The sequence below is a fragment of the Stenotrophomonas sp. 3diitr2024 genome (genome assembly GCF_042136455.1).
In the GTDB taxonomy this organism is placed as follows: Bacteria; Pseudomonadota; Gammaproteobacteria; order Xanthomonadales; family Xanthomonadaceae; genus Stenotrophomonas; species Stenotrophomonas sepilia.
Genome location: NZ_JBHHMJ010000141.1, coordinates 1 through 25961 on the forward strand (window position 1 = coordinate 1; position 25961 = coordinate 25961).

Consider the following 25961-nt stretch of genomic DNA (forward strand, 5'->3'; position numbering starts at 1 on the left):
GCCTGCGCTTCGGAAAGTTCGTCCAGCGCACGCCGGCAGCCGACGAACCCACCGGCCCGGAGCTGCCGCTGGAACCGGCACTGCCGGAAGCCGCCGCGGCGGCCGAGCACAGCGCGCCGCTCGACCCGCGTTTCATGGGCAGCCGCTTCGGCAACGTGCTGCACGAGGCAATGGAAAACGTCGACTTCGCCGCATGGGCTGAATGGCAACCAGGCCGGGAAGCTCCCGAGGGCCAGGCCGAGGTGCTGCGCAAGGCGCTGCACGATGAGGGCTATGCCGACGTCGATCTGGACGATGGCGTGGCGGTGCTGGTGCCGCTGGTGGGCCACACGCTGACCGTACCGCTGCCCGAAGGCGGTGCGCTGCACAGCCTCGGTGAAGGCGAGCGCCGCGCCGAAATCGACTTCCATTTCGCCATCGAGGCGACCACCGTGCCGGCGCTGCTGCAGGTGCTGCATGCGCATGGTGTTTCCAGTGGCCGCCGCGGCTTCGGCCAGCGCCGCCGCCTGGAGGGGCTGATGACCGGCATGATCGACCTGACCTACGTGCGTGATGGCCGGTGGTACGTGCTCGACTACAAGTCCAACCGCCTGCCCGGCTACAGCCCGGACCTGCTGGCCATTGCCATGCGCCACAGCGAATACGATCTGCAGGCGCTGATCTACACCGTGGCCCTGCATCGCTGGCTGCGCTTCCGCTTGGGCGCCGCCTACGACTACGAGCGCGACATGGGCGGCATCCGTTACCTGTTCTGCCGCGGCCTGGATGGCACGGGCAACGGCGTGCACGTGGATCGTTTTCCGTTCGCGCTGGTGGATGCACTCGACGCGCTGTTCGCCGGCGGCGAGCAGGCCCAGGCCCAGCTCGCCGCGCGTGCCCGTGGAGCCAGCGCATGAGCCTGCTGAAGGAACTTCATCAGAAGGGCCTGCTGCGTACCCTCGACCATGCATTGGCGACCAGCCTGCAGCGGCTGCGCGACGACACGCCCGACAGTGTGGCACTGGCGGCGGCGCTGGCTTCGCTGGCGGTGTCCCAGGGCCACGCCGCGTTCGATCCGGCACAACCGCAGCGGTTGCTGGAAGGCGTGCCCGAGTGGCCCGCCGCGCAGGCCTGGCTGGCGCAGCTGCGCGCATCGCCATGGGTGGCCACACCGGAGCAGGCTGACGCCATCGCCGGGGATGCCCCCTTGGTGCTGGAGAACGGGCTGCTGTACCTGCGCCGCTACCGCGAGTACGAGCGCCAGTTGGCCACCGGTCTGCAGCGCATCGGCCGGCATCCGCTGCCGGCGCCGGACATGGCAGCGTTGGCGCCGCTGTTCGTGCAGCTGTTCCCGCACGCATCGCGCGGTGAAGATCACCAGGCACGCGCAGCCGGCGTGACGCTGCGCCATCCACTGGCGCTGGTCACCGGCGGCCCCGGCACAGGCAAGACCACCACCATCGCACGCCTGTTGCTGCTGCTGGCCGCGCAGGCCCGGCACGCCGGACAGCCGCTGCCCGAGGTGGCGCTGGCCGCGCCCACCGGTCGCGCCGCCGAGCGGATGGCCGAGAGCCTGCGCATGGCCGTGCAACGCCTGCAGGAACAGGGACTGGATCCGACACTGTGCGCGGCACTGCCCAGCAGCGGCACCACCCTGCATCGACTGCTCGGCGTGATTCCCGACTCACCACGCTTCCGCCACCACACCGACAATCCGCTGGCGGTGGACGTGGTGGTGGTCGACGAAGCGTCGATGATCGATCTGCCGATGATGGCCAAGCTGGTCGATGCAATTGCCAGCGGCACACGCCTGATCCTGCTCGGCGACCCCGATCAGTTGCCGTCGGTCGAAGCCGGTGATGTGCTCAGCGCGATCCTGCGCGCCAGCGGCGATGGCATCGGCACCCGCGCCGACGATGCGCTGGCGCTGCATGGCCTGCTGGCACCGGCCACCTTGCAGCCGCAGGCCGCACCACGCGCCTTCGCCGGCCGTCGCGTGCAGCTGCAACGCGGCTACCGGCAGAGTGATGCGCTGGACCTGGCACCGCTGGCGCATGCCGTGCGAGAAGGTGACAGCCGCACTGCATTGCAGCTGCTGCGCGGTGGTGGATTGGCTGGCGTGCACTTCCACGAAGGTGAGGCGGACCCGCTGCGTGGCCAGCGTGAGCACCTGGTGGGCCACTGGCGTACACTGGCCGAGGCCGCGGATCCGGTACGTGCCCTGCAGCAGGCCGGTCGCCTGCGCGTGCTGACCGCGCTGCGCGAAGGCCCGCAAGGTGCGCGCGGGCTGAACAGCCGTATCGAGCAGCTGCTGGCCGGCAATACCCCAGGCTACTTCCAGGGCCGCCTTCTGCTGGTCACCGAGAACAGCTACCGGCACCGCCTGTTCAACGGCGACATCGGTATCTGCCTGCGCGACGACAGCGGCGCGATCGTGGCCTGGTTCCCGGGCGACACCGTCGAGCAGCCACGCGCCTTCCACCCGGCCGCACTGCCCGCGCACGAAAGCGCCTTTGCGATGACCGTGCACAAGGCACAGGGCTCGGAGTTCGATGAAGTGTGGCTGCAGCTGCCACGCCAGGACAGCCGCGTGCTCTCGCGCGAGCTGGTCTACACCGGCCTGACCCGCGCCCGCCAGGTACTGCATGTGGCCGGCAGCGCCGACGTGCTGCAGGCGGCGTTGAAGCGGCACGCCAGTCGCTTGGGCGGCCTGGCCTGGCGGTTGGGTGCGGAAGACGTGGTTGAAGCACCAACGCGTGTCGAACAGCCCACGGTGCAGGGCACCTTGTTCTGAATCGGGGTCGGATTCCGTTCCCATCGGGAACGGGCTCTGACCCCATCGCCCCGATGTCGCATTTGCCCTTTGATGACGCCGCCGGCGCTACCTATCCTGCGTTGCTACCCCACGACACAGGAACCAGCACATGGCGCTTATTGCCCTGGATGACCCTCGCTGGGCCGAACTACAGCATGCCTACGGGGCTGCGGATGACATTCCGGAGCTGCTGGCGAATCTGAGTATTCCGAAAGACGAAAGATCCGAAGACGATCCGATCGAAGACACTTGGCACGAGTTGTGGAGCAGCCTGTGCCATCAAGGGGACGTCTACAGCGCTTCGTTCGCGGCGGTGCCGCATATTGTTGATGCGCTTCTGCGGCAGCCAGAACTCTTCATGTTTAACTTCATCGAACTGCCGATCACAATCGAGATAGAGCGACGAGAGGCCGAAATCTCGGTTCCTGAACTCGTGGAGCCTGAGTACTCAGAAACGTTTCAAAACCTCGCACGATTCGCCGCAAGCGTAATCCTCGATAAACATGACAAGAGTATGAGTTCAGCGTTGCTGACAGCGCTTGCCCTGGCCCATGAGAACACGGGTGTCGCGCGGATGCTTGGGCAGATAACTGCTTACGAGGCTGATGAAGCGGTTGATCTGTTCCTGAATCGCTAGCCAATATCAGTCGAGCATGGCTCGACTCTACAACAGCGTACTTCGATCATTTCGGCGTTCATCCACGCATGGCGTGGTTCTACGTGTCGACCAAGGTCGACACCTACCAAGAGCAGGCCATGCCATCCAGACAGATTGCGGAGATCTGTCGAAGGCGGGGTGGGTCCGGTTGAGGGGGTGTGAGCGGCATGGATGCCGCGACCAAGCCCCCATGGATGGGTTTACGGCGTCCCCCTCAACCGGACCTACCCCGCCATCCCACGGAATGCCAGCCTTTGACGTTGCCGTTGAAGTTGATTAGGCAGGTGCAGGGCGCAGCCCCGCCGCCGCCTTCATTCCGCGATCAGCACCAGCCCATCCGGATACACGATCGCCGCTTCATCCGCACTCACGTCGAAGAAGCCCACGCCGTGCTTCTCGGCCAGATCCTGCACCCGCCCGTGCGCGCGCTCGGCCACCGAGTAGGCGAACGCGCCGTAGATCACCTGCCGGCCGATGCTGTACTCGGTCACCTCGGCGCGGTCGTCATCGTCGTTGCTCAGTGGTCCGTTCAACGGCGGGAATTCCTGCGCCATCTCCGTAAACCACGCTTGCAGCGCCGGGCTGCTGACGGCCGGGTCGTCGTACTCGTGGCGCTCGTTCCACTGCGTCTGCTTTTCGAACCAGGCGATGAAGGCTGCCGCCTCGCGTGGGGCGGTGCTGGCCTCGAACACCATCATGTCGTAACTCATTGGAGCTTCCTGTGCAGAGCAGGGGTCAGAGCCTTCGCCCGCGGCGAAGGATCCGACCCCGGCAACGGGGTCTGTGGACGCACAGGGTAGCGCGCTACGGCTGCGTCGCCGTGTCCATGGCCAGGCCCGGCGCCAACGCCTTGGCCTCCGGGAACAGCGCGAAGCGCAGGCCGACCAGGCCCATCAGCGCCTCGTCGCGGGCCTTGCACGCCGCCACGCTGCCAACCCGGCCCAGCGAGGTATCCAGCCGCTCGCGCAGCGCCTGGTCTGCAGCAATCGGCTTGCGCGCCGCGATCTGCCGCCGGTAGTGCCCAGCGATCTCTTCCAGGATGTGCTCGACGGCTTCGCGGCTGCGCTCGGGCAGTTCCAGCCGTGCACGACGCAGCTGCAGGATGTTCAGGCCGATGCGCGCCTCGTTGAGCATGTCCACCGAGGCAATGTCGCTGCCCTCCGGCGTCGCTGCCAGGCGCGGTGCGAGCAGGCCCAGCAGGTCGAGCATGCGTGCGGCAAAGCGCTGCCGATCCTGCTGGCCACGTCCTTCGGCGGCTTCGGCCAGCGTGGTCCAGCCCTGCCGCACCAGCCGGCGCGCGGTCCACTCGGCACCTACCGAACGGAACAGGCGGGTCATCACCACTGCAAAGCCAATGCCGATGAACATCGCGATCGACGAATTGAGGAAGGTCTGGATGTTGGCGCTGTAGGTGTTCTGCAGGCTCAGCAACGCAGCCAGATTGACTGTCAGCGGCAGCGCGAACAGCGCACTCTTGGGATGATGAAGCAGCAGTCCCAGCGGCAGGAAGGCCACCGCCAGCACAAGCGCCAGCAGGCCGAAGTCGTGCACGGCTGGGAACACGCCGAACAGGTACACGCCCGCCACCACCGAGGCGACCATCGCCCACACCAGGAACTGCACCATGCTGGGGGCCGGATCGTCCTGTGCGGCGAAAAATGCGGCCGTCACCGCCGCCATCATCGCGCCGTTGCCGCCGCCTTCCCAGCCCAGCGCGATCCACAGCACGCAGTAGCTCATCAGCGCTACGCCGGCACTGAGCGCGGAGAACAGCGCCATGCCGTAGTCGACGTGCTTGTCGGCGGCCACGCGTTCGGTGCGGATGCGGTAGTGCGCGCGATCCAACGGCGCCGTGCCCTGGTCGATCGCGTGCTGCAGGGTGCGGCAGTCCTGCCACAGGTCCACCAGTTCTTCCAGGCGCAGCAGCAGGCTGGCCAGCTGCAGGTGCTGCAGGTCGCGGTCCACCTGCGGCTTCAGCGCGCTGATGCGCGCGCGCAGCCGCGCGTACTCGCTGGCGTTGGTCGGGCCATCCAGCCACTCGCGGATGTCGTCGACCAGCGCCGGCAGCCCATCCGGCAGGGCCTGCCCATCGCTGCGCAGCGCGCTCAGGCGATCGGCGATCGACGACAACACCGGCAACAGCAACAGCATGCGCTCGCGCAGCCGCTCCATCGACACCGCAGACCCGGCATGGCGTGGATCGTCGCGGCGCAGGAACTCGATCAGTGCCTCGAACTGCACCAGGTCGGCAGCCAGCCGGTTGCGCGGCGCATGCGCGCGGCCACGCTCAAGGATCTGCCGGCACCACTGCGCAGCGTCCTCCATCCAGTTGCCGATCCGGGCGCGCAGCATCGGCCGCACCGAGGCCGGGAACAACAGCGAGGCGAACAGCACGGCCACCACCGTGCCGAGGATGATCTCCTCGCTGCGCGCCACCACGGTGTCGAAGATGGTCTCCGGCGAAGTTACCGCCGGGAAGCCGATGAAGGCGGTGGTGTAGCCGGCCAGCAGGAACGCGTAGCCGCGAGGGCCGCGATTGAGCAGGGCCATGAACAGGCAACCGGCCAGCCAGATCGACATCGCCGCACTCAGCACCAGCGGGGTTTCCACCAGCGCCGGCAGTACCAGCAGCGTGGCCAGCCCGGCCACCAGGGTGCCGACAATGCGGTACACGCCCTTGGCGCGGGTCGGGCCCAGCAGCGGCTGGCTGACGATGTACACCGTGCCCATCGCCCAGTATGGGCGCGACAGGTTGCCGGCCATGGCGATGTACAGCGCGGCCACCGCGGCCAGGTAGGTCTTGATCGAGAACAGCCAGGCCTGGCGATCGGTCAGCGCGTTCATGGCTTACTTCGCCGTGGCCTGTGCGGTGGACGGTGCAGCCGGGGCAACCGATGCCTGCCAGCCGCCACCCAGCACCAGGAACAGGTGGATCTGGTCGCGCGAGACCTGCGCTTCGGCGGCGGCCAGGGTGGCGTCGCTGCTGGCCAGGCTGCGGTCGGCATCCAGGCTGGACAGGTAGGGTGTGCGGCCGCCCTGGTAAAGCCGGCGGTTCTGGTCGGCGGCCAGCGCGGCCTGCTCCTGCGCCACGCGCAGCGATTGCAGCCGGCGCAGGTCCTGCGCATAGCGGTCCAGCGCGGTCTGGGTCTCGCGCAGTGCCTGCAGCACGGTGTGGTCGAACTCGGCCAGGGCCGCGTCGGCACCGGCTTCGGCGGCGTGGATGCGGGCATGCGTGCCCGAAGAGGGCAGTGTCCACGAGATCAGCGGGCCGATCGACCACTGCTGGGTCATCGGCGTGCCGAAGTCTTCCAGCAGGCCGGCGGCGCCCACCGAGGCACCCAGGCGGATGTCCGGATACAGCTCGGCGGTGGCCACGCCAATCCGCGCGGTGGCCGAGGCCAGCTTGCGTTCAGCCTGGCGCACGTCCGGGCGGCGCTGCAGCAGCGCACGGCCATCACCGACCGGCAGCGGCTGCGCCAGGGCGGGCGCGTGCGCGCAGTCGATCACCCCGGCCGGCAGCTGGCCCGGGGTCTGGCCCAGCAGTGCGGCCAGCGAGTAGGCCGCGGCCGAACGCTGCGCGCGCAGCGGCGGCAGTGCCGCCTCCAGCAGCGCCACCTGCGCATTGGCCCGGGCCAGTTCCGGCGGCGTGCCGCGGCCGGCGGCGATCAGGCGCTCGGTAACGGTGCGGCTGCGCTGCTGCAGCTGCAGCGAATGCTCGGCCACGTGCAGCTCGTGGTTGGCGTGGCAGATCTCCAGGTAGCTGTCGGCGACCTGCGCGACCACGCTGACCTGGGCCAGGTCGCGCGCCGCAGCAACGGACTGCTCGTCGGCACGCGCCGCCTCGGCGCCGCGCTTGAGCTTGCCGAACAGGTCGAACTGGTAGCTGACCGCGAACTTGCCATCGGCCAGGTTGATCACCGGCAGTTCGTGCTCCTGCAGGAACGATTCGGCCGACAGCTGCGCGCGGCTGACCCCGGCCTCGGCTTCGTACTCGAAGCCGCCGGCGTCCAGCGCCTGTTCGTACACGGCGGCGGCGCGGCGCAGGTGCGCATCGGCGGCCTTCAGTTCCACGTTGTCACGCAGCGCCTGGGTGATCAGCCCGTCCAGCACCGGGTCGTTGTACAACGACCACCAGCGGTCGGGCAGCGCCTGGTTGGCGGCCACCTGCGGGTTCTGCGTATCGATGAAGGCCGCATTGGCCTGCGGGCGCTTGAAGGCCGAGCCTTCCGGCAGTGCATAGTCCGGGCCGACGGTTTTGCACGCGGCCAGGCTGGCCAGTGCGACGATCAGGCCGAGACGGGGCAGGGCGGCGTTCACAGGCCCGCCTGTGTCGGCGAAGCGCCGGCCTTGTCGTTGTGCGGATGGCGGCCGGTGTCCACGGTCACCGTGGCGGTGCGCCCGGCGATCAGTTCCACGCCCTTGGGCACTTCGTCGATGGCGATGCGCACCGGGATGCGCTGCGCCAGCCGCACCCAGTCGAAGGCCGGGGTCACGTTCGGCAGCAGGGTGCTGCCGTTGCTGCGGTAGCGGTCCTCGATACCGGCGGCAATGCTCTCGACATGGCCGTGCAGCGGTGCCGATTCGCCCATCAGGCGGATGTCCACGCGCTGCCCCGGCGCCACGCCGCGCAGCCGGGTCTCCTCGAAGTAGCCATCGATGCGGAACGAGCCGGTATCCAGCAGCGCCAGCACTGGCTTGCCGGCCACCACGTAGTCGCCCACGCGCATCGTGCGGTCACTGACCCGGCCATCGGCCGGGGCGCGCACCTCGGTGCGGCCCAGGTTGAGCTCGGCCAGGTCGACCGCCGCCTGTGCGGTGGCCAGCGCCGCCTGTGCGGCCTGCAGCTTGGCGCGGCGCACTTCGGCGTCCTCGGCGGCGACCAGGTCCTGCAGGCTGCGGTCGCGGCCGATCTCGCGGCGCAGTTGGGCCACCGAGGCCTGGCGTTCGGCCAGGCTGGCCTTGGCCTGCTCCAGCGCGATGCGGTAGCGGGCGCGATCGACGACGAACAGCAGGTCGCCCTTCTTCACCGCCTGGTTGTCGGCCACGTTCACCGTTTCCACCAGCCCGGACACGTCCGGCGCCACCTGCACCACGTCGGCGCCGACGTGGGCGTCGCGGGTCCAGGGTTCATCCATGTAGTAGACCCACAGCTGGCGCAGCACCAGCAGGGCGACGATCACGGCTGCGCTGGTGAGCAGCACCGGCAGGGTCTTCTTCACGATCTTGTTCACGATTGCATCCAACGCAGGAGGTGGAACAGCAGGCCAAGCACGATCCCGTACAGCGCCAGGTTGAACAGCGCCGGGTGCCATACATGGCGGTAGGCGCCGGCACGCTGCAGCAGCGCGTGCAGGCCGCTGTTGACCAGATAGGCCAACACCATCAACCCAAGCAGGGTCGGGACGAACACTCCGTGGAGACTGAATTCACCGGGCATCGGTAGGGGGCGGGGACGAGGTGGGGGAGGGGAGGGACAACGAAACAACAGCAACGGGCAAAAGCCGCTGGCGTGTGCACGGCAGCGGCGGTGTTCGGGGGCAGCGCTCTTACGTGATGCGGTCGGCGGCCTCGGCCAGCAGGCGCCATGCCTTCAGCACGGCGTGCAGTTCATCCATGGAAAGCTCGCCGAACACGTCCTGGCGCAGGCCGATCAACTGATCTTCCAGTTCGCTGACCAGCGCATGGCCCTCGTCGGTCAGCCACAACAGATTGGCGCGGCGGTCGCTGGCGTCGCTCTCGCGGCGGACCAGGCCACTGGCACACAGCTTGTCCAGCAGGCGTACCAGGGAAGGACCCTCCATGCCCAGCTGCTGGGCCAGCGCCACCTGGCGGATGCCACCGCCGGAGCGGCCGATCATCAGCAACGGCATGGTGCAGGCGGTGGAGATGCCATAGCTGCCGAGCCGGCTGTCGGCCAGGCGCTGCCACTGCCGCCCTGCATAAAGCAGGCCGGAGCTGAGCTGCATCTGCAGCACGGTGCGCTCGTCGAGGGGTCGGTCCATAAGAGATAGATAGGATACTACTAATTTCATTCCTATCAATAGGTTTTTCTGAATGGGTGGGTGTGTTGAGGAAAGCGTTGCGCCTGCCTGGTGTCGGGTGGGGCAGCGGGCGGCGGACGGTGCAGGACACGCCGTGAACCCCCCTCCAAACCGATAGCAACGAGGCGCCGCAAGAACCCCCCGATGAACCGTCCCCACAGGACGACCCACCCCCCGGTCGGGTACGATGCTCGCCCCCCGTTCGGGACGCTGTACGCAATGAGCAAGAACAACGAAAAGGCCGCCCCGCAGGGCGACGTGACCCAGGACCAGGCCGAGGATGCCGTGCGCACCCTGCTGCGCTGGGCCGGTGAGGACCCGTCCCGCGAAGGCCTGCTGGATACCCCCCGCCGTGTCGCCGAAGCCTATGGCGACTGGTTCAGCGGTTACCGCGATGACCCGCGCGCCTACATGGAGCGCACCTTCGAGGAAGTGGCAGGCTATGACGAACTCATCGTCCTGCGCGACATCGAGTACGAAAGCCACTGCGAACACCACATGGCGCCGATCATCGGCCGCGTGCATGTCGGCTACCTGCCGGCCGGCAAGGTGGTGGGCATCAGCAAGCTGGCCCGCGTCGTCGAAGCCTACGCCCGCCGTTTCCAGGTACAGGAGAAGATGACCGCGCAGATCGCCCAGTGCATCCAGGATGTGCTGCAGCCGATCGGCGTCGGCGTGGTCGTCGAGGGCGCCCATGAATGCATGACCACGCGCGGCATCCACAAGCGCGGCGTCAGCATGGTCACCTCCAAGATGCTGGGCAGCTTCCGCGACGACGCGCGTACCCGCGCCGAGTTCCTGCGCTTCATCGAAGTGGGCGGCAAGCGCTGAGCCGCTTGACCGCACTCCGCCGGCCTCTGCGGGCCGGCATGCCCACGGCTGCCCACGCGGCCGCCGCGGGCGGCTGCTCGTCCCCGCCAGCCCTCATGACTCCTTTCGCTGCATGAAGCACCGCGAACGCATCTCCCGTTACCGCCATCTGCGCGAACAGCCCCAGTGGAAGCTGCTCGCCGCCGACCACGCTCCGGAAATCATCGGCCTGCTGCAGGGGCTGTTGATGGACGGCGAGCGCACGCTGCCGTCGTCGGTGCTCAACGAGCGCCTGCAGCGTGCGCTGGATCAGCTCAACGGCGACGAACTGTCGCGCGAGCTGCCGCGTACCGCGCAGGCCTATATCGCACACTGGCTGGCCCAGGGCTGGCTGGAACGCCGCCTGCCCGACGGTGCCGACCAGGAGCAGTACGAGCTGTCGACCGCGGCACTGCAGGCGATCCGATTCGCCGACGGCCTCGAGCAGGCCCGTGTGGCCGCCACCGAGAGCCGGCTGGCGCTGGTCATCGAACAGCTCTCGCAGCTGGCCGCGCAGACCGAATCCGATCCGGACGCCCGCCTGTCGGCGCTGCGCGACGAGCGCGACCGGATCGACGCCGAGATCGCCCGTGTCGGCGCCGGCCGTGTGATCGCGCTGGACGGCAAGCGCGCGCTGGAACGTGCGCGCCAGATCATCGGCCTGGCCGACGAGCTGACCGAGGACTTCCGCCGCGTGCGCGACGACTTCGAGCAGCTCAACCGCGAGTTCCGCGAACGCATCATCGACGACGAGGGCGAGCGCGGCGATGTGCTGTCGCAGCTGTTCGAAGGCGTGGACGTGATTGGCGAAAGTGATGCCGGGCGTAGCTTCCAGGCCTTCTGGCGCCTGCTCAACGACGCCGAGCAGAGCGCCCAGCTCGATGCCGCGCTGGAAGCGGTGCTGGCGCGTGGCTTCGCCCGCCGCCTGGACCGCAACGAACGCAACTTCCTGCGCGGCTTCACCAGCACCATGCTCGAGCGCGGTGGCCAGGTGCACGATGTGCTGCAGAACTTCGCGCGCAGCCTGCGCGGCTTCGTGCAGAGCCGTGGCTATCTGGAACAGCGTCGCCTCAACCAGCTGCTCAAGCAGGCGCAGTCCGAAGCGCTCGCTCTGCGCGACGAGTTCCCCGCACAACGCGGCATCGGCCGCGACCTGCAGCTGACCACCAGCCGCCTGCGCTCGTGGTCGCAATGGAAACTGCACGATCCGCGCAGCGCTCAGGTCGATGGCAACGTCGAATACAACGACGCAGCCGCGATCAGCCTGGAAAGCGTTGGCGATCTGGTCGCTTCGTCCGAAATCGACTTCCGTACCCTGCGCCGCGACCTGCACGACCTTCTCGATGCGCAGCCGCGGCTCAGCATCGCCCAGGCCCTTTCGCAGCGCGAAGCGCCGCAGGGTCTTGGCAGCGTCATCGGCTACCTGTCGCTGGGCACGCGCTTCGGCAACGTGATCGCCGGCGAGCAGGAGCTTGCGCAATGGCGTGGTGGCGACGGCCAGATCCGTCGCGCCCGCATCCCGCTGGTTTGGTTCACCCAGGAGAGACGCCATGAGCTGGCATGAAGATCCCATCGACGCACCGCAGGCCGACGTGGCGGAAGACGCCTACGAGGCCGAGCCGGTGGCGGCCGTGGCGCAGCCCCGCCGTGGCAACGACGTGTACTACCTCGGCGATACCGGGCGCCTGCCGCTGGATGCGCGCCGTGCGCTGTGCCAGCTGCTGATCGGCCCCAGCATCGACCAGCTGCGCCACGCCAAGCTGTGGCCGGCGCTGATCCGCAGCGAGGCGGCCATCCGCTCGTCGCTGGCCGACCTGTTCCTGGAACTGGTGCTCGACCGCGACAGTGGCGTGGCGTTCACCCGCCAGGCCGATACCGAAGACGTCGATGCGCCGGTGCTGCTGCGCACCTCGCCGCTGACCTTCATCGACTCGGTGCTGCTGCTGTACCTGCGCCAGCAGCTGGCCGAGGCCGATGCGCGCGGCAACCGCGCGGTGGTCGCCGACGCCGAGATGGCCGAAGCGCTGGCCATCTACGAAAAGAACCTGTCCACCGACCGCGCCGGCTTCAACCGTCGCGTCGCATCGGCGGTGCAGAAGATGAAGGACAACCACATCCTGACCCGCCTCAGCGGCCAGGAAGACCGCCACGAAGTCTCGCCGGCGCTGAAGCTGCTGTTCTCCGCCGAAGACGTGTCCCAGCTTTCGGCGGTCTACCGCCAGCTGCGTGAAACCCCGGCCGCCGAGGCCTGAGAGACCCGACCATCGCATGGCTATCTCCAAGCACACTCCCGCCCTGTTCAACGAAGGCCTGCCGGACCCGCGCCTGCAGCAGTTCCGCATGCGCCGCCTGCAGGTGCACAACTGGGGCACCTTCAACGGCCTGACCGAAGTACCGATCGCCGAGCGCGGCTTCCTGTTCGTCGGCCGCTCCGGCTCGGGCAAGTCGACCCTGCTCGATGCCATGTCCGCGCTGCTGACGCCACCGGCCATCGTCGACTTCAACGCCGCTGCACGTGAAGCCGAGCGCAGTGGCCGCGACCGCAACCTGGTGTCCTACGTGCGCGGCGCGTGGGCCGACCAGCAGGACAGCGGCACCGGCGAAATCGCCACCCAGTACCTGCGCAAGGGCGCGACCTGGACCGCGCTGGTGCTGGAATACCGCGCCGGCGATGGCCGCGTGGTCAGCCTGGTGCGCCTGCTGTGGATCTCCGGCAACGGCACCTCGGCCGGCGATGTGCGCAAGCACTACATGATCGCCGAGCGCCCGTTCGACATCGCCAAGGACCTCGGCGGCTTCGACCTGGACCTGCGCAAGCTGAAGCAGAAGCTGCCCGACCTGCACCACTTCGACACGTTCTCCGGCTACGCAGAGCGTTTCCGCGACCTGCTCGGCATCGACAACGAGATGGCGCTGCGCCTGCTGCACAAGACGCAGTCGGCGAAGAACCTGGGCGACCTCAACGTCTTCCTGCGCGACTTCATGCTCGACACGCCGAAGACCTTCGACGCCGCCGAGCGCCTGGTCAGCGACTTTGCCGAGCTTGATGGCGCGCACCAGGCGGTGGTCACTGCCCGCCGTCAGGTGGAAACCCTGTTGCCGGCGCGCGCCTACTACAACGATCTGAAGGAAATGCACCGCCGTCGTGGCGACGACGAAGCGCTGAAGCTCGGTGTTGACAGCTTCCGCGAAAGCCGGCGCCAAGCGCTGATCGAGGCGCGCCTGCGCGAGATGGACGTGCGTGACCGCGGCCTGCTTGGCGAAGAAGCCCAGCGCCGTGCCGCGCTCGACAACCACACCGAGCGCCTGGCCGAACTGGAGCTGCAGCGCCGCCAGCAGGGCGGTGAGCGCATCGAGGAACTGGAACGCGAGCAGGGTCGTGCCGAAGCTGAGCGCGATCGCCGTCAGGCCAAGCGCGAGCAGGCACGCCAGGCGGCGCAGCAGCTGGGGGCCGAACTGCCGGACGACGCCCATGGCTTCGCCGAACTGGTCGAGCGCGCACAGAACGAGCTGCAGGACCGCCAGCGTGCCTCCTCGGCACTGGACGACGCGATCAGTGACCGCCTGGGCGGCAAGCGCGATGACGAGCGCCGCTTCGGCGAGGTCCGTGCCGAACTTGAAGCGATGCAGCGCACGCCCTCCAACATCCCGGCGCCGATGCAGAAGCTGCGCGCGCGCCTGGCCGAGGAAACCGGCATCGCCGAGGCGGCACTGCCCTTCGTCGGCGAACTGATCCAGGTCCGCTCGGAAGAGCAGGGCTGGCAGGGTGCCATCGAGCGCGTGCTGGGTGGCTTCGCGCTGTCGCTGCTGGTCGACGACAAGCATTACAACGACGTCGCCGAATGGGTGAACCGTACCCACCTTGGCATGCGCTTCACCTACTACCGCGTGCGCCGCAACGATGATGCATTCGCCCGTGAGCCGTCGGCGAAGTCGCTGCTGCACAAGCTTGAACTGCGCGAGCATGTATTCGAAAGCTGGCTGCGCCGCGAGCTGGGCAAGCGCTTCGACTACGAATGCGTGGATGCCAGGCAGCTGCGCAACGTCGACCGCGGCATCACCCGCGAAGGCCAGGTCAAGCATCCCGGCGACCGTTTCGAGAAGGACGACCGCAGTGCGGTGGGCGACCGCCGTCGCTGGATCCTCGGCTTCAACAACCACGACAAGGTGGGCGCCTTCGAGCGCGAAGCACAGGAACTGGCCAAGCGCATCGCCAGCTGCGAGACCGACATCGCGCGCCTGCGCGGGCAGCGTGATCGCGACAACGAACGCCGCCTGGCATGCCACGAGCTGGTCAGCATCAGCTGGAACGAGATCGACATCGCCGCTCCGCAGCAGCGCCTGAGCGATATCGAAGCCACCCTGCGCGACCTGCGCGAAGGCAACGCCGATCTCGCCAAGCTGGCCAAGCAGATCGACGCCGTGCGCGCCGACATCGAGCAGTCCCGCCGCACCTATGAAGACGTCCGCGTCGAGCGCGGCCAGCTGGTCAAGGAACGTGATCGCCTTGACCGCGCACGCCAGCAGAGCCGCGCACTGGTGCTGCCGAGCCTGGCCCAGGAGCAGGAAGCCGGCCTCGCCGAGCGCCTGCAGGAACAGGGGCCGCTCAGCCTGGAAACGCTCGAAGCGCACATGCGCCAGGTCAGCAACGCGCTGAACGAGCAGTTGTCGTCCTCGCAGCAGGACCTCAACCGCATCGAGAACCAGCTGATCGGCTGCTTCCGTCGCTTCATCCAGCAGTGGCCGGAGGAGTCGGGCGACTTCACCGTGTCGGTGGCCTCGGCCGAGGACTTCCTCGCACGCCTCGAACGGCTGGAACGCGACGGCCTGCCACAGCACGAAGAGCGCTTCTTCGACCTGCTGCAGAACCAGAGCAAGAACAACCTGCTGGCCCTGCAGCGCCACAGCGCAGAGGCCCGCAAGTCGATCGGCCAGCGCCTGGACGAGGTGAACGCCAGCCTGGAGCAGGTGCCGTTCAACCGTGGCACGCTGCTGACTATCGAACTGAGCGATCGCCGCCTGCCGGAGGTCGCTGAGTTCCACCTGCAGCTGCGCGAGGTGCTGTCGCAGCAGCAGACCGAGCAGCGCGAGCTGGCCGAGTCGCAGTTCGCCGTGCTGCGCCAGCTGGTCAACCGCCTCGGCTCGCAGGAAGGCGAGGACAAGCGCTGGCGCGAGCTGGTGCTGGACGTGCGCATGCACGTGGAGTTCATCGGCGTCGAGCTGGATGCGGAAACGCGCCAGCAGGTCGAGATCTACCGCAGCGGCGCCGGCAAGTCCGGTGGCCAGCGCCAGAAGCTGGCCACTACCTGCCTGGCGGCTGCGCTGCGCTACCAGCTCGGCGGCGCCGACAGCCAGCTGCCCAGCTACGCCGCGGTCGTGCTCGACGAGGCCTTCGACAAGGCCGACAACGAGTTCACCGCACTGGCAATGAACATCTTCGACAACTTCGGCTTCCAGATGGTGGTTGCCACCCCGCTGAAGTCGGTGATGACGCTGGAACCGTTCATCGGCGGCGCCTGCTTCGTCGAAATCAGCGGCCGCCACGACTCCGGCGTGCTGCTGATCGAGTACGACGAAGAGGGCAAGCGCCTGAAGCTGCCCGAGCGCAGCCGCCAGCAGGCCAACGAACCGGAAGAAGCCGAGGCCTGACCCGGCCGATTGAAGGGGAATGCCGGCCAGCGGCCGGCACTACCACCTAGGCGGCCACCTCATCCAGCGCGTCGATGATCCGCTCCAGCGGCGCCGGCCGCCCCAGCAGGTAGCCCTGCACCTGGTCGCAGCCGTGCGCGGCCAGCCAGTCCAGCTGCCCCGGCGTTTCAACGCCCTCGGCGATGATGGTCAGGCCCATGCTGTGGCCGAGCGACAGCAATGCGCGGCAGATCGAGGCGTTGCGCGGATTGGTTTCCACGTCGGCGACGAAACTGCGATCGATCTTCAGGATGTCCAGCGGCAGGTGCTGCAGGTAGGACATGCTGGAATAGCCGGTGCCGAAATCGTCCAGCGACACGCTGATGCCCTGCTCGTGCAGGCGCTGCATGGTCTGCATCGCCTGCGCCGGCTTGCGCATCAGGCTGCTCTCGGTCAGCTCCACGTGCAGTGCGCCGCGGGCCAGTCCGAACTCCTGCTGGACGCGGGTGAACTCGGCCACCAGGTCGCTGTTGAAGAACTGCACTGCCGACACGTTGACCGCGATCGGCAGCTCGCCCCAACCGGCCTCGACCAGCCGCCGCTGTGCCTTCGCCGCGGCGCGGATCACCCAGCGGCCCAGTGCCAGGATCAACCCGGTGTCCTCGCACAGCTGGATGAACTCGTTGGGCGGGATGAAGCTGCCATCGGCCTGCGGCCAGCGCAGCAGGGCCTCCAGCGCGGCCGGGCTGCCATCGCTGGCGTGCCGGATCGGCTGGAAGTACAGCTGGAACTCGTTGTCGATGGCGGCATGGATGCGCCCGGCCAGGCGCAGGCGGTCGGCCAGCCGCGTGGTCACTGCCGCATCGAACCAGACCACCACGTTGCCCTCGGCACGCGCCGCGTGCGCGGCCTGCGCGGCCATGCCGATCACCTGCTCGGCGCTGTGGCCGTCACCGGCAGTGTGCACGGCCACACCGATGCGCGGTTCGAACTGGTGCAGTGAATCCTTGCCACGCATCGGCGCTGACACGATCTGCAGCAGGTCATCCAGCACGCGCTGGGTATCGTGCTCGGCCCCGATCGCGAACACGAAGTCTTCCGCCGGCTGGAATGCCAGCGTGCCGCAACGCGCCCCCAGTCCACCGAGCCGGGTCGCCATCGACTGCAGCACCGCATCGCCGATCTCACGGCCCAGCGTATCGGCCACAAGCTGCAGGCCACGCAACTGCACGAAGGCGATGGTGTAGCCCTGCTGCTGCTCGTCCAGCTGTTCGGTCAGGGCGCGCACGTTGAGCAGGCCAGTGGCCGGGTTGTGCCGTGCCCGATAGGCCAGGTCACGCTCGTAGGCCAGCCGTTCGCTGACATCCTCGGCCAGCACGAGGCACGCGGGTTGTCCGTCGAAATCGAGCTTGGACAGGTGTGCGCGCACCTCGAACACACTACCGTCCTTGCGCCGGTGCAGGCGCACGGTCGCGTCGGGTGGATCGCCCACCTGTGCGCGCTGGATGGCACCACGCACTTCGTCCCAGCCTTCGCGCGGGCGGATGTCGAGGATGCTCATCGACAGAAACTCGTCGCGACTGTAGCCGTACTGGCGCACCGCAGCGTCGTTGACCTCGATGAAGCGCAGCGTATCCGGGTCGAACACCCAGAACGGTGCAGGATTGCGGTCGAACAGCAGCCGGAAGCGGCGCTCGACCTCGCTCACCTGCTCGCGCGCCTGGTAACGCTCACTCAGGTCGGTCAGCGCGCCGATCATGCGCCGCTCGCTGTCGGCCACTTCCACCCGCTGCCCACGTGCGCCCACCCAGCGCACCTCGCCCCCGGGCAATACCAGGCGGAACACCTGGTCGAGCACGGCGCTGCCGGCGAATGCCTGGTCAAAGGCATGCTGCAGGCGCGCGGCATCGTCGCGGTGCACGCGTGCGAAGAAATCGGCCACCGGCAGCGCATCGGTCTGCACGCCAAAGATCTCGCGCGCCAGCGGCGACCAGCGCAGCAGTGCGGCGTCCTCATCCACGTACCAGGTACAGACACGACCGACCTGGTGCGCAAGACGCAGCTCGGCGTGGCCTGTTTTCAGCTCCTCGGCCATGGCCTGCTGGCTGCGGGTGCTGCGCCGCACGGCGTACAGCAGCACCAGCAACACCGCGATGTAAGCCAGTACGATCGCCACCGACGCCTGCAGGTACGGCCACCACGGCGCCAGTACGTCTTCGTCGGCCAGGCCGACCTGCACCGCCAGCGGGCTGTGTTCCAGCGTGCTGATGGTGATGATGCGCGGTACGCCGTCGACCACACCCGGCACGCTTCCCAGCTCGACCACCGCCTGCGTGCCGAGCAGGTCACGGCGCGGCAGGTCGTAGCGGCGGCCCACCGTGCCGTGCGGATCAGGCACGCGGGCCAGCATGTAACCCTCGGCATCGCTGATCGAGACCAGTCCGTTGGGGCCGACATCGAGGCCGCCGACGATGCGTTGCAGTTCGCCACAGCGCAGCCGTGCCAGCAGCCAGCGTTCGCCGGCCATCGGCAGCGCCAACGGCACCACCCAACCGCCATCGCTGGCCCGCTGCGGCGGGCCGATGTACAAAGCGCTGCCCTGGCCACGACGCTGCGGGTCGGTCCACAGCGGCAGCTGCAGGTCGCCCTCGCCGGCCGTCAACGGTCGGCCATGGCGGTCGAGCACGGCGATGCTGTGCAGTTCGGCATGCCGGCCCAGCACGCCGCCGATGGAGGCATCCATCAAGGCCGGCGCCTGCGCCGGCACGCTGCGGAACAGCTCGGCGGCGTCGGCGGCGATGCCGGACAGGGCGCGCTCCAGGTTGCGCAGTTCCAGCGCCAGCAGGCGCTCGCTGCCCACCGCCAGCGCCCGGCTCTGCCGCTGTGCCGCTTCCAGGCGGCGGTGGTAGTCATTGACCAGCATGAGGGTCAGGCCGGTTACCAGCAGCACGCCCAGCAGCACTCCGCCCCAGGTAATGGCGCGCAGCGGGCGGGCCAACGCCCGTTTCAGCGCGGGCATCGGTTGATCTTCCTTGTGCAGTCGGCTGGCTTCATGCGCGAACGAATCCTCCACGTCCCCGACCTCAACGGCCGGTGGACGCCATTCTTGACGCCTGACCCGCCCCCGCATGGCCACCTCCCCGTGTCCGCGCAGGGCTCCAGGGTCCAGCATGCACCACCCCGGTGACGGCGTGAAGATCGCGTCTGCGCGTTCAGCCAGATCCTGCACAGGACGGGCGGCGCAAGGACGCGGCCAGTGGCGCCGGAGCGGATTAGACTTGGGGTTTTCCGCTGCAAGAGAAGTCCATGTCCAAGCTGCGCCGTCCCACCCTGGCGCTGGCCATCGTTGCCAGCCTGTCCCTGGCCGCCTGTGACCGCCCGGCCGAACCGGCCGCCGGTGCCACCGCGCCGGCCGATGCCGCCCCCGCTGCGGCCAAGCCGATGCTGGGCAGTTTCGGCTTCGATGCCAGCGGCATGGATCGCAGCATCGCCGCCGGCGACGACTTCTTCGGCTTCGCCAATGGCTCCTGGGTGAAGAACACCGAGATTCCGGCCGACCGCTCGCGCTTCGGCAGCTTCAACGTCATTGCCGAGAAGACCCTGGCCGACACCCGCGCCATCCTTGAAGGGGCGGCCGGCAACACCAAGGCCAGCGGTGACGACAAGCTGATCGGCGATTACTACGCCGCCTACATGGACGAGGCTGGCATCGAGCAGCGCGGTCTGGCGCCGGTGCAGCCGCAGCTGAAGGCCATCGATGCGATCGCCGACAAGGCCGGGCTGGCCCGCGCCCTCGGCGGCGACCTGCGCGCCGACGTCGACCTGCTCAACGCCACCAACTTCTACACCGACCGCCTGTTCGGCCTGTGGGTCTCGGTGGACCTGCTGCAGCCGGACCGCACCGCGCCGTACCTGGTGCAGGGCGGGCTGGGCATGCCCGACCGTGACTTCTACCTGGGCGATGGCCGCATGGCCGAGCTGCGCAAGCAGTACCAGGCCTACATCGCGCAGATGCTGCAACTGGCCGGTGTGGCCGACCCGGCTGGCAAGGCGCAGCGCATCCTGGCGCTGGAAACGAAGATCGCGCAGGCGCATGCCACCCAGGAAGAAACCAATGATGTGACCAAGGGTGCCAATCCGTGGACCCAGGCCGACTTCAATGCCAAGGCGCCCGGCATGGACTGGAGCGCGTTCCTCGATGCGGCCGCGCTGGGCAACCAGCAGGACTTCATCGTGTGGCAGCCCAAGGCCGTGGCCGGCCTGTCCAGGCTGGTCGCCACCGAGCCGCTGGACGCCTGGAAGGACTACCTGGCCTTCCACGCGCTGGACCGTGCCGCCGCCTACCTGCCGAAGAAGTTCGCCGATGCCCGCTTCGCCTTCCATGGCACCGCGCTGAGCGGCACGCCGCAGCAGAGCGACCGCTGGAAGCGCGCCGTGGATGATGCCAACCATGCCGTCGGCGAAGCGATCGGCAAGCGTTACGTCGAAAAGCACTTCGACGCGAAGACCAAGGAACGCGCGGACGAGATGGCCAAGAACATCATTGCCGCCTTCGCCAAGCGCATCGACGCGCTGGCGTGGATGTCGCCGCAGACCAAGGCGAGCGCCAAGGCGAAGGTGGCCGGCCTGACCGTGGGCATGGGCTATCCGGAAAAGTGGCGCGACTACACCGGCCTTGAGATTCGCCGTGATGACCCGCTGGGCAATGCGCAGCGCGCCGAGCTGTTCGAGTACCAGCGCAACATCGCCAAGCTGGGCAAGCCGGTCGACCACAGCGAGTGGGCGATGCTGCCGCAGACCATCAATGCGATGAACGTACCGCTGGAAAACCGCCTGGTGTTCCCGGCGGCGATCCTGCAGCCGCCGTTCTTCGACGGCGCCGCCGACGACGCGGTGAACTACGGTGCGATCGGCGCGGTGATCGGCCACGAGATCAGCCATGGCTTCGACAACGCCGGTGCGCTGTTCGATGAAACCGGCAAGCTGCACAACTGGTGGACCCCCGAGGACCTGAAGCAGTTCAACGCCGCCGGTGATGCGCTGGCCGCGCAGTTCAGCAGCTACGAGCCGTTCCCGGGCGTGCATGTGAACGGCAAGCTGACCCTGGGTGAGAACATCGCCGACGTGGCCGGCCTGGGCACCGCCTACGATGCCTACCAGCTGTCGCTGCAGGGCAAGCCGGGCCAGACCCTGGAAGGCTTCACCCCGGACCAGCGCTTCTTCCTCGGCTTCGCCCAGGCCTGGCGCAGCAAGAGCCGCGAGCAGGCGCTGCGCAACTCGCTGCTGACCGATGTGCATGCACCGGGCCAGTTCCGCGCACTGACCGTGCGCAACATCGACGCCTGGTACCCGGCGTTCGAGGTGAAGGAAGGCCAGAAGCTGTACCTGGCCCCGGACAAGCGGGTCAAGGTGTGGTGATGTAACCGGAACGGGCGCCGCAAGGCGCCCGTTTCACTTGCGGGTAGCTGCCAACCTTGGTTGGCGCTTCCGCGGCACCGCGTGAAAGGCGTGCCAACCAAGTTTGGCACCTACCAGGCAACCGCGGGCCACTCGCGCAGGATCTCCACCGGAGCGCCCATGCGTGCACAGGCGCGACTGGCCAGGCCATCGGGCAGTGCGCGGCGGAACAGCGGCGCCATGCCCTGCATCAGCTTCGCAGACGCCGCCGCCTGCGCGCGCTGGCGGCCACTGCGTTCAAGCATGCCTTCGGCCCAGTCCGGCAGCAGCGCCGCGCCCGCACCGAGGAACACCTCGCGCGACAGCCCCGGCACCGGTACCGGCAGGCGCACGCCGGACAGCACCTCCAGCACCTCGCGCGAGCGCTCATCCACACGCAGCTCCGGCTGACGTGCACAGAAGTACGCCGCCACTTCCGCTTCGCTGCGCGGCACATCCACCGCGCCCAGTGCCTCGGCCACGCAACGGTACTCGTCGTAATAGCGATCGGCGATGTGCGCCGGCACCTCGCGCCCGTAGCGTCGGAAACCCTGCAGGAAACCGAAGGCTTCGGTCACGTGCACCCAGGTCAGCAGTTGCGGATCGTCGGCGGCGTAGGGCTCGCCCTGCGCGGTCTGCCCGCGGATCTGCGCATGGATGCGGCGCACCCTGGCCACCAGCGCCTCCACCTCGCCGCTGGGCGCATAGCTGGTGCCGGCAACGAAGGCCGTGGTGCGGCGCAGCCGACCCACCAGGTCCTGGCGGAAATTGGAGTGGTCATAGACCCCGGCCAGCGCGCGTGGGTGCAGTGTCTGCAGCATCAGCGCGCACAGGCCACCGGCGAGCATCGAGGGGAATTCGGCGTGCAGCCGCCAGGTGACGCTGTCCGGGCCGAACCAGCCCGGGTCGCCCTGCGGATGGTCGTAATCGATGCCGCTCTGGCCGCGCGGGAAGGCGTCCAGTACCCAGCGTCGGATCGGCGCGGTGACGGGGCGGGAGAGTCGCTGCAGCAAAGCCGGCATCACAGGTCCAGGAAAGGCGGAAGAACAGTCGCGTCTTGCGCGGTTGGCTCCGATTCTCGGCGATCACGCCTCCGGCGGCGAGCCTCCCCGCTCAGCGACGGTTTCATGTGCGGCCGCAGCACGTTTCACCCTGCGACATCCTGTCGCAGGCTGCGACTGCGATGATGCAATGCATCAATTTTCACCCCCGCCGGGCAAACCCTTGCGCCGCTTGGCATTGCCCCCGTTGCACGGCCCGCTGGAAGTGCTAGAACTGGACCTGCCACACCGTCCAATGCTGATCGACGCACGTTCCACAAGGAGCCAGCCATGATTGCTTTGTTCAAGGGTTTGGGAATTCTGCTTCGCGACAACGAGCTCTACAGCAGCCCGTTCGACAAACAGGTGGCGCACTGGCGCAACCTGAGCGAGCAGCAGATCCGCGATGAAGTGGCGGTGCTGGCCCAGGCCAAGTGCCAGTGGCTGATCGCCTCGATCGTCGGCTGGCAGGCGGCCTCGCTGCTGATCCTGGGCCTGATCGCCAACTACCTGTGGCGCGATGACTTCCATATCACCTTCACCCGCGTGGTGATCGTGTTCGGTTCGTGGGTCTCGATCCTGTTCGTGATCTGGTTCATGGCCAACATGTTCGATCAGCAGGCCGGCTTCGAGCGCTGGATGAAGGCGTTCAACAGCCGCGCCCGCATCAGTTCCAAGGCCGACAGCGTCGAACACGTGGCCGAGGCGCTGGACCTGGCCGAGCACTACCCGGAAGTGCTGGACTACAAGCAGGCGGTCACCGCCAGGCGCGAACTGCGCCACGAGGACATCCGCATCATGACCGAGATCGGCCGGATGAAGCAGCACTCCGAACTGGTCGGCCGCCTCAACCATGTGGGCGAGACCGAGCACCATCACGACCTGACACTGCAACCTGCCTACTGAGCCTTCAGGGAAGCGGGGGGACCCACACTGCCACCGTGATCACTCACGGTGGCAGTGTTCTATCGGGTCCTGGCTGACGCACTGGCGGAAGCCGCCGGGCAGGCCACGCATGGCCTCGGTCTTGCCTGCCGCAACTGCGAACCGGCGCAGCGGCGGTGTGGTACACGCCGCATCGGGGCTGCAGCCCGGATCGAGCACCAGGTAGTGGCAGGCACCACTGCTGCTGGCAATGCACTGGAAACGAGCCTCGCCATCGACGACGGTAGCCTTGCTGTACAGCGTGTCCACGCCGTTGGCGTGGGTGCGCGTGATCGAGGTGTTGCGGGACCTTTCGCAGCCGGCCAACGCCAGCACGACAATGCACGCAATCAACAGTCGGGGCATGTTCGTTCCTCGGTGAAGGGGATGCTGCTGCGGCTACATGCCGCGGAACAGGCTCATGAACGGCTGGCTGACCACCAGCGTCTCCGTGCGCCCGCGCAGGCGCAGCACGCCGCGCCCGGTATCGTCGCGGCTGACCGCCGCCACCGCCTTCATGTTGACGATGGTCGAACGATGGATCTGGCGGAAGTGCTGCGCATCGAGCACTTCCAGCAGCTCGCGCAATGGTGTGCGCAGCAGGCTTTCGCCGGTGGCGGTGACCACGGTGGTGTACTTGTTGTCCGCGCGGAAGTAGGCCACGTCTTCCAGCATGATCAGCTGCGTCTCGCGCCCGTTGCTGGCGGTGATCCAGGCCAGTGGCGGGCGCTCGGCTGCGCCCTGCGATGGGCCCAACCGCTGCAGCAGGCGCTCCAGCACGGCATCGTCCTGGCGCGTCGATGGCAGCCGCGACAGGATGCGCTCGCGGGTGGCCAGCAGGCGCTCGTCGCTGACCGGCTTCAACAGGTAATCCATCGCGCCCTGCTCGAACGCATCGATGGCGTACTGGTCGTAGGCGGTGACGAACACTACCTGGGTGCGCGGGCTCAGCTCGGACAGCGAGCGTGCCACCTCGATGCCGCTGATGCCAGGCATGCGGATATCGAGAAAGGCGATGTCCGGCTGCTTCTCGGCCAGCTGCTCCAGCGCGCTGGCACCATCCTCGCACTCGGCCACCAGCGCGAGGTCCGGCCACAGCCGGCCCAGCTGCTCCACCAGTGACTGCCGCAGCAGGTCCTCGTCTTCGGCGATCAGGGCTTCAAGCGGCATGGCTGCGCTCCTTGTGCGACTGCGGCAGGGTCATCGTCGCTGCCACGCCGCTGGGGAAGTTGGCGACGATCGCCACGCCGGCCTGCTCGCCACAGGTCAAGCGCAGGCGCTCGCGCAGGTTCTTCAGGCCGATGCCGGTACCACTGGTGCCCTGGCCGAAGCCGAGCCCATCGTCGGCCACGGTCACCGTCACGTGGTCGTCGAAGCCGCGCGCCAGGATCCAGATCGTGCCGCCGCCGGGCTTGGGTTCAAGGCCATGCTTGATCGCGTTTTCCACCAGCGTCTGCAGCGCCATCGCCGGCAGGTGCACGCCATGCAGTTCGTTGGGCACCTGCACTTCCACCGCCAGCCGTGCGCCCATACGGATGCGCAGGATCTCCAGGTAGGCGCGGGTGCGTTCCAGCTCCACGCCCAGCGTGGACACCGATTCGTCCACCTGTGGCAACGAGCTGCGCAGGTACTGGATCAGGTGGCCGAGCATCTGCTCGGCCCGTGCCGGGTCGGTGCGGGTCAGCACCTGCGCATTGGCCAGCGTGTTGTAGAGGAAGTGCGGTTCCACCTGCGCATGCAACAGGTTCAAGCGCGCCACCGACAGTTCCTTTTCCACCTGGGTCTGTTCGGCCGCAGCCTGTTCGTCGCGGCGCTGGTCGGCGACGCGGCGACTGATCGCACGGGTGACTGCTTCGGCGTTCTCGAAGTTGCTGCCCTCGTCCAGCGCCAGCAGGTCGGCCCACCAGCCAGCATCGGGTTCGAACAGCAGGGTAACGGTGCTGGTGCCCTGCCCCGGCGTGACCGTTGCCAGCACGCTGTTGCGCTTGATCGCCAGCCGCGCCGGCAGGTTCCAGCGCGAGGGCTGACGCCCATTCCAGAGATCCACGCGGCGAACATAGGCGCGCACCTGCAGGCTGCCGGCCGAGCTTTCCACATCCTCCACGCGGGGTAGTTCGGCGATCGCCGCTTCCACTACCGAGAACGCGTGGCCGGCGTCCATCGGCAGTTCTATCTGGCGGCGCTGGCGCCCGGACAAGGTGGTGGCATCCAGGCGACCGGCCACCAGCCAGACCCGGCGGATATGGGTGATGGCACTGCCCAGCGCGGAAATGATCAGGAACATCGCCAGCAGGCCGAAAATCCAGCCCGGGCCATCGTTCATGCCACTGAAGATGCCGCTCCAGACCATGCCTGCGACGAACAGCGCCGCAGCCCAGGCCAGCAGATGACGTAACAGGAGAGAAAGGCTGGCGAACACGGCGGCGCCTTGGAGGAAGGGGGTGAGCCGAGCATAGGGCGGCCCGCCGGGTAAGCAAGCGGGCTGCGACGAAGGCCGGGAAAGTGGGGATGGAAGGCCTTCTGGTAGTGCCGGCCGCTGGCCGGCTCCCCATGACCTCCGCAAGCATCACAAGGTTGCCGGCCAGCGGCCG

Annotated in this window: 20 protein-coding genes; 9 read left to right on the forward strand and 11 right to left on the reverse strand. The window is 68.0% G+C overall.

From position 1 onward, the window contains the following. The 3 genes from ABGA94_RS03440 to ABGA94_RS03450 all read left to right on the forward strand — a co-directional run. On the forward strand, window positions 1–896 hold an 896-nt coding region (locus ABGA94_RS03440), incomplete at its 5' end, for a PD-(D/E)XK nuclease family protein (protein ID WP_375366396.1). Beyond that, entirely contained in the window at window positions 893–2773 is a 1881-nt protein-coding gene (gene recD, locus ABGA94_RS03445) for an exodeoxyribonuclease V subunit alpha (protein ID WP_375366397.1), read from the forward strand. The genes ABGA94_RS03440 and recD, both read left to right, overlap by 4 nt. Before the next feature lie 130 nt (window positions 2774–2903). Further along, on the forward strand, window positions 2904–3431 hold the full coding sequence (locus tag ABGA94_RS03450; protein WP_134956182.1) for a hypothetical protein: 528 nt from the start codon (window positions 2904–2906) through the stop codon (window positions 3429–3431). A 332-nt stretch (window positions 3432–3763) separates the two neighbouring features. Here the strand turns inward: ABGA94_RS03450 and ABGA94_RS03455 are convergent, their stop codons facing one another. From ABGA94_RS03455 to ABGA94_RS03480, 6 genes are all read right to left on the reverse strand, one after another. After that, window positions 3764–4162: a hypothetical protein gene (locus ABGA94_RS03455; protein WP_134956183.1), complete on the reverse strand. Its 399-nt coding sequence runs from the start codon at window positions 4160–4162 to the stop codon at window positions 3764–3766. A 94-nt stretch (window positions 4163–4256) separates the two neighbouring features. Further along, window positions 4257–6296, reverse strand: a complete 2040-nt coding sequence (locus tag ABGA94_RS03460; RefSeq protein WP_065197173.1) for an FUSC family protein — start codon at window positions 6294–6296, stop codon at window positions 4257–4259. 3 nt (window positions 6297–6299) lie between these two features. Beyond that, window positions 6300–7769: an efflux transporter outer membrane subunit gene (locus ABGA94_RS03465; protein WP_375366399.1), complete on the reverse strand. Its 1470-nt coding sequence runs from the start codon at window positions 7767–7769 to the stop codon at window positions 6300–6302. Further along, window positions 7766–8683 (reverse strand): efflux RND transporter periplasmic adaptor subunit, encoded by a 918-nt coding sequence (locus tag ABGA94_RS03470; RefSeq protein WP_375366400.1) that lies wholly within the window; start codon window positions 8681–8683, stop codon window positions 7766–7768. Before ABGA94_RS03470 ends, ABGA94_RS03465 begins: the two co-directional genes overlap by 4 nt. Continuing rightward, on the reverse strand, window positions 8680–8889 hold the full coding sequence (locus ABGA94_RS03475; RefSeq protein WP_025875651.1) for a DUF1656 domain-containing protein: 210 nt from the start codon (window positions 8887–8889) through the stop codon (window positions 8680–8682). The genes ABGA94_RS03470 and ABGA94_RS03475 overlap by 4 nt, the downstream gene beginning before the upstream one ends. A gap of 109 nt (window positions 8890–8998) precedes the next feature. Beyond that, window positions 8999–9454 carry a MarR family winged helix-turn-helix transcriptional regulator gene (locus ABGA94_RS03480; protein ID WP_005421298.1) on the reverse strand — a complete coding sequence of 152 codons (456 nt, stop codon included), beginning with the start codon at window positions 9452–9454 and terminating at the stop codon, window positions 8999–9001. A 258-nt stretch (window positions 9455–9712) separates the two neighbouring features. Between ABGA94_RS03480 and folE the strand changes: the two genes are divergently transcribed. The 4 genes from folE (at window position 9713) to ABGA94_RS03500 (ending at window position 15991) form a co-directional block, all read left to right on the forward strand. Continuing rightward, entirely contained in the window at window positions 9713–10324 is a 612-nt protein-coding gene (gene folE / locus ABGA94_RS03485; RefSeq protein WP_004141296.1) for a GTP cyclohydrolase I FolE, read from the forward strand. A 112-nt stretch (window positions 10325–10436) separates the two neighbouring features. Then, entirely contained in the window at window positions 10437–11906 is a 1470-nt protein-coding gene (locus ABGA94_RS03490) for a DUF3375 domain-containing protein (RefSeq protein ID WP_164093654.1), read from the forward strand. Continuing rightward, window positions 11893–12594, forward strand: a complete 702-nt coding sequence (locus ABGA94_RS03495) for a DUF4194 domain-containing protein (protein WP_005421303.1) — start codon at window positions 11893–11895, stop codon at window positions 12592–12594. The genes ABGA94_RS03490 and ABGA94_RS03495 overlap by 14 nt, the downstream gene beginning before the upstream one ends. Before the next feature lie 16 nt (window positions 12595–12610). Beyond that, window positions 12611–15991 (forward strand): ATP-binding protein, encoded by a 3381-nt coding sequence (locus ABGA94_RS03500; protein ID WP_375366405.1) that lies wholly within the window; start codon window positions 12611–12613, stop codon window positions 15989–15991. A 46-nt stretch (window positions 15992–16037) separates the two neighbouring features. Here ABGA94_RS03500 and ABGA94_RS03505 read toward each other — a convergent pair whose 3' ends face one another. Continuing rightward, entirely contained in the window at window positions 16038–19100 is a 3063-nt protein-coding gene (locus tag ABGA94_RS03505) for an EAL domain-containing protein (RefSeq protein ID WP_111129470.1), read from the reverse strand. Between the two features lie 176 nt (window positions 19101–19276). Here ABGA94_RS03505 and ABGA94_RS03510 point away from each other — a divergent pair, with 176 nt between their 5' ends. Continuing rightward, entirely contained in the window at window positions 19277–21388 is a 2112-nt protein-coding gene (locus ABGA94_RS03510; protein WP_111129468.1) for a M13 family metallopeptidase, read from the forward strand. Between the two features lie 110 nt (window positions 21389–21498). On the opposite strand, the gene ABGA94_RS03515 is transcribed toward ABGA94_RS03510, so the two are convergent. Next, window positions 21499–22428, reverse strand: coding sequence for an oxygenase MpaB family protein (locus tag ABGA94_RS03515; RefSeq protein WP_019336401.1), 930 nt, complete (start codon window positions 22426–22428; stop codon window positions 21499–21501). 309 nt (window positions 22429–22737) lie between these two features. On the opposite strand from ABGA94_RS03515, the gene ABGA94_RS03520 reads away from it, so the two are divergent. Beyond that, on the forward strand, window positions 22738–23352 hold the full coding sequence (locus ABGA94_RS03520) for a hypothetical protein (protein WP_049411437.1): 615 nt from the start codon (window positions 22738–22740) through the stop codon (window positions 23350–23352). Between the two features lie 39 nt (window positions 23353–23391). Here the strand turns inward: ABGA94_RS03520 and ABGA94_RS03525 are convergent, their stop codons facing one another. From ABGA94_RS03525 to ABGA94_RS03535, 3 genes are read right to left on the reverse strand one after another with little or no spacing between them, the layout of a single operon-like run. Continuing rightward, window positions 23392–23736 carry a hypothetical protein gene (locus ABGA94_RS03525; protein WP_111129466.1) on the reverse strand — a complete coding sequence of 115 codons (345 nt, stop codon included), beginning with the start codon at window positions 23734–23736 and terminating at the stop codon, window positions 23392–23394. A 33-nt stretch (window positions 23737–23769) separates the two neighbouring features. Beyond that, window positions 23770–24540, reverse strand: a complete 771-nt coding sequence (locus tag ABGA94_RS03530; protein WP_005415102.1) for a LytTR family DNA-binding domain-containing protein — start codon at window positions 24538–24540, stop codon at window positions 23770–23772. Then, a complete protein-coding gene (locus tag ABGA94_RS03535; protein ID WP_021204365.1) occupies window positions 24530–25789 on the reverse strand; it encodes a sensor histidine kinase in 1260 nt (419 codons plus the stop codon). Before ABGA94_RS03535 ends, ABGA94_RS03530 begins: the two co-directional genes overlap by 11 nt. Between the last annotated feature and the right edge of the window lie 172 nt (window positions 25790–25961).

Bases quoted from the DNA above. Each gene is read 5' to 3' on its own strand.
- recD (WP_375366397.1), top strand. From the start codon at position 893: ATGAGCCTGCTGAAGGAACTTCATCAGAAGGGCCTGCTGCGTACCCTC.
- ABGA94_RS03450 (WP_134956182.1), top strand. From the start codon at position 2,904: ATGGCGCTTATTGCCCTGGATGACCCTCGCTGGGCCGAACTACAGCAT.
- ABGA94_RS03455 (WP_134956183.1), bottom strand. From the start codon at position 4,162: ATGAGTTACGACATGATGGTGTTCGAGGCCAGCACCGCCCCACGCGAG.
- ABGA94_RS03460 (WP_065197173.1), bottom strand. From the start codon at position 6,296: ATGAACGCGCTGACCGATCGCCAGGCCTGGCTGTTCTCGATCAAGACC.
- ABGA94_RS03475 (WP_025875651.1), bottom strand. From the start codon at position 8,889: ATGCCCGGTGAATTCAGTCTCCACGGAGTGTTCGTCCCGACCCTGCTT.
- ABGA94_RS03480 (WP_005421298.1), bottom strand. From the start codon at position 9,454: ATGGACCGACCCCTCGACGAGCGCACCGTGCTGCAGATGCAGCTCAGC.
- folE (WP_004141296.1), top strand. From the start codon at position 9,713: ATGAGCAAGAACAACGAAAAGGCCGCCCCGCAGGGCGACGTGACCCAG.
- ABGA94_RS03490 (WP_164093654.1), top strand. From the start codon at position 10,437: ATGAAGCACCGCGAACGCATCTCCCGTTACCGCCATCTGCGCGAACAG.
- ABGA94_RS03495 (WP_005421303.1), top strand. From the start codon at position 11,893: ATGAGCTGGCATGAAGATCCCATCGACGCACCGCAGGCCGACGTGGCG.
- ABGA94_RS03500 (WP_375366405.1), top strand. From the start codon at position 12,611: ATGGCTATCTCCAAGCACACTCCCGCCCTGTTCAACGAAGGCCTGCCG.
- ABGA94_RS03505 (WP_111129470.1), bottom strand. From the start codon at position 19,100: ATGCGGGGGCGGGTCAGGCGTCAAGAATGGCGTCCACCGGCCGTTGAG.
- ABGA94_RS03510 (WP_111129468.1), top strand. From the start codon at position 19,277: ATGTCCAAGCTGCGCCGTCCCACCCTGGCGCTGGCCATCGTTGCCAGC.
- ABGA94_RS03515 (WP_019336401.1), bottom strand. From the start codon at position 22,428: ATGCCGGCTTTGCTGCAGCGACTCTCCCGCCCCGTCACCGCGCCGATC.
- ABGA94_RS03520 (WP_049411437.1), top strand. From the start codon at position 22,738: ATGATTGCTTTGTTCAAGGGTTTGGGAATTCTGCTTCGCGACAACGAG.
- ABGA94_RS03525 (WP_111129466.1), bottom strand. From the start codon at position 23,736: ATGCCCCGACTGTTGATTGCGTGCATTGTCGTGCTGGCGTTGGCCGGC.
- ABGA94_RS03530 (WP_005415102.1), bottom strand. From the start codon at position 24,540: ATGCCGCTTGAAGCCCTGATCGCCGAAGACGAGGACCTGCTGCGGCAG.